Genomic DNA, 3,336 nt, shown 5'->3' on the forward strand with positions numbered 1-3,336 from the left:
ATGGTCACTTCGTTTCATTGAAACCTAATTTGATACCGCTTTCCGTTAAGAAAGAAATACCTAGTTGGATTATCATCAACGAGTGCCCACACAGATTGATAGGTCTATATTGTTAAAGAGCTTGCTTGTCGAGAAGTTTTTCTCTCAAAGCGGAGGTGCATTCTAACGAGATAATTGAGAGTGTCAAACACTTTTTTCAATTTATTTTCTCAGAAGCTTTTCACCTCTCCGACCTTGCTGAAGCCTTATCGCGTCTGCCGTGTCGGTGGATGCGCATTATAGGGAACTCAGATCCGTTCGCAACCCTTTTTTGAAAAAAAATGGAAAAAACTGACTGTTCGATGACTATTTCATCAAAAAAGCAAAAAAGAGGGTAAAAAACCCTCTTTTTCTGCCTTAAAAGCCGTATTTAAATGAATGCGTACGCGTCTGCGAACATACGTTCGCTCTTCGCTTTCTTGTTCTGAGTGAACTGTTCACGTGCTGCACCTGCCATTTCAAAGCGGCCTGCAATATAGATATCGTAATTTTCTAAGCTTTCGAAATCTTCAGCTACTGCTTGTAGCACGTTACCAACTTTACCTTGCCAGTCTGCAGGTGCTTCTTCTACTACTGGAACAAAGTGAACGTTAGCAAACTTATCGGCGATCTCGACCAGTTCTTCTTTAGCATAAAGCTGGCAGTTGTCTCGTGCACCCCAGTATAAATAGATAGGGTTGGTTTTGTTCTGTGCAACACAGTGATCCAGAATCGAGCGCACGTAACTAAAGCCAGTACCACCAGCAATCAATAATAGCGGGCGTTCGCTTTCTTCTTGAACCCAAGCATCACCATGTGGTGCATCAATCTCGATATGACCATCTGTTTCTAGGGCAGCTTGCATTGCTTCAACAACTTCTAGTGCATAAGCATTGTGTTCCGCCGCACCGATGTGCAGTTCAAGCTCACCTTCATGACGACAAGGACTGCTCGCAATAGAGAAAGGACGTTTGTCTTTTTCACCCATCACGACCATTAGGTACTGACCTGCTTTAAAAGGTACTGGTGATTCTGGGTGAAGAAGGATTTGGTAAGTATTACAAGCTAACGGCTGAATAGACTTTACTTTACATTGGATGGTCATGGTGTTCCTCTCGCTTACTCGTCAAAAGTAAGCACTAAATTACTTTCTGTATAGGCTTGGCAAGGGAATATCCAACCTTGCTGCTGCTCTTTTTCGGTTAGCATAGGTTCGAGGTGATAGCTCACCTCGCCCGTTAGCTTTTTACACATGCACATGGCGCAAGCGCCAACTTGGCAACGGTGCGGGAAGCGAATATTGTTGTTGAGCGCAGCTTCCAACACCGTCTCCCCTTCTTTTACTTGGAACGTAACGTCCATTGGTAGAAGGTGGACTTGATGACTCATAGAATACCTAACTGGTCCCAAATCTCATCGACTTTAGCCACAAGTTTAGGATCTTTTTTGATAGGCGTGCCCCACTCGCGCGTGGCTTCAGATTCAAACTTATTGGTCGCATCGAGCCCAAGTTTAGATGAACTACCCGCCTTACCACGAACTTGAGTGGTATCTCTGTCTGGATCCATTCGAGTTGTCACAGCCCAAATGATGTCATTCCAATCTTGTGCATTGACGTCATCGTCGCACAAAATAATGAATTTGTTATCCGTGTACTGAGCAAAGAAGTCCCACAAGTATTCCATCAATGCTTGAGATTGACCGGCTTGGTCTTTCTTCATTGTCACGACAACAAATTGGTTGTTTGCTGTGGCCGGTAGATAAACATCGACAATTTCAGGACGCTGCTGTTTCAACGCATTCAGCTCTGCTTCGGTAATCGCTTTGCTGTCTCGTTCAGCGACCTCGGTTCGTGTCGCTAGTTCGGCATCCCACTTAATGGTTGCATCTAGCCCCATCTTGGATCCAAGCCCAACCACTGGCGAAGCAAAATCTAGAGAGTCGATTGGCGTGTTATCTATCATCAAGGTATCACGCACAGGATCCATATGCTCTGACATGGCTTTCACGACATCATTCCAATCTCGTGCGTTTACCGATTCATCGCACACAATAACAAACTTGGTATACATGAATTGACGTAAGAAAGACCACACGCCCATCATTACGCGCTTGGCATGCCCCGGATACTGCTTCTTCATGGTGACGACTGCCATTCGGTACGAACAACCTTCTGGCGGTAGATAGAAGTCTTCAATCTCTGGGAATTGCTTTTGCAAAATCGGCACAAACACTTCGTTTAATGCCACACCCAATACAGCTGGTTCATCAGGCGGACGACCTGTGTAGGTGCTGTGATAAATAGGGTCTTTACGCATAGTAATGTGCGTAATGGTAAATACGTGGTGCTTTTCTTTTTCGTTATAGTAGCCAGTGTGGTCACCGTAAGGACCTTCATCAGCAAACTCGTTCGGGTCGATATAGCCTTCCATCACGATTTCCGCGCTCGCTGGCACTTCCAAATCATTACTGACTGACTTCACGACTTCCGTTTTGCTTCCACGCAACAAACCTGCAAATGCATATTCCGATAGCGTATCTGGCACCGGTGTTACTGCGCCAAGAATGGTTGCAGGGTCTGCACCAAACGCAACCGAAACTGGGAAAGGTTTACCTGGATTGGTTTCCATCCAATCGCGCAGGTCAAGCGCACCGCCACGGTGAGCTAACCAACGCATGATGATTTTGTTCTTGGCAATTTTCTGCTGACGATAAATGCCTAAGTTCTGACGTTTCTTATTCGGACCTTTGGTTACGGTTAAGCCCCAAGTAAGCAGCGGCGCAACATCTTCTGCCCAGCAGCTCATTACCGGAATCTTATCCAAGTCGACTTCATCACCTTGCCAAACAATGTCTTGGCATGGTGCTTTACGTAAACGCTTAGCTGGCATGTTCAATACTTGTTTGAACACAGGCAGTTTTTCTAAAGCGTCTTTGAAGCCTTTTGGTGGCTCAGGTTCTTTCAAATAAGCCAGCAGCTTACCGACTTCTCTTAATTCTTTAACGTCTTCACGTCCCATACCAATCGCAACACGTTCTGGCGTACCAAATAGGTTCGTCAAAACAGGTACGTCGTAGCCGATTGGGTTCTCAAACAACAATGCAGGACCACCAGCACGCAAGGTGCGGTCACTGATTTCTGTCATTTCGTAAGCGGGATCGACGGGGTGAGTGATGCGTTTAAGTCGACCTTTCTGTTCTAGGTGGTCGATAAATTCGCGTAAATCCTTAAAACTCATAGGCCTTCATGCTGGCTGATTAAACTGTCTGCAGTATAACAAATAGGAGGACGCTAAGATCTAATGCCGATCAGTTAAA

3 protein-coding genes are annotated in these 3,336 nt (G+C 45.5%); all 3 read right to left on the minus strand.

Features of this window, described 5'->3' with window-relative positions; all coding sequences use genetic code 11:
• Nucleotides 1-409 precede the first annotated feature (409 nt).
• Genes fre through ubiD form a run of 3 tightly spaced genes read right to left on the minus strand, consistent with a single transcriptional unit; the run spans nt 410 to nt 3,257 of the window.
• Complete coding sequence (gene fre, locus H735_RS28770; protein WP_005451180.1) at nt 410-1,123, minus strand: NAD(P)H-flavin reductase; 714 nt, start codon at nt 1,121-1,123, stop codon at nt 410-412.
• Nucleotides 1,124-1,137: 14 nt separating this feature from the next.
• Nucleotides 1,138-1,407, minus strand: coding sequence for a 2Fe-2S iron-sulfur cluster-binding protein (locus H735_RS28775; protein WP_009696789.1), 270 nt, complete (start codon nt 1,405-1,407; stop codon nt 1,138-1,140).
• Entirely contained in the window at nt 1,404-3,257 is a 1,854-nt protein-coding gene (ubiD, locus tag H735_RS28780) for a 4-hydroxy-3-polyprenylbenzoate decarboxylase (RefSeq protein WP_020197803.1), read from the minus strand. Before ubiD ends, H735_RS28775 begins: the two co-directional genes overlap by 4 nt.
• Nucleotides 3,258-3,336: the final 79 nt, after the last annotated feature.

Source organism: Vibrio owensii CAIM 1854 = LMG 25443, assembly GCF_000817815.1.
Taxonomy (GTDB): domain Bacteria; phylum Pseudomonadota; class Gammaproteobacteria; order Enterobacterales; family Vibrionaceae; genus Vibrio; species Vibrio owensii.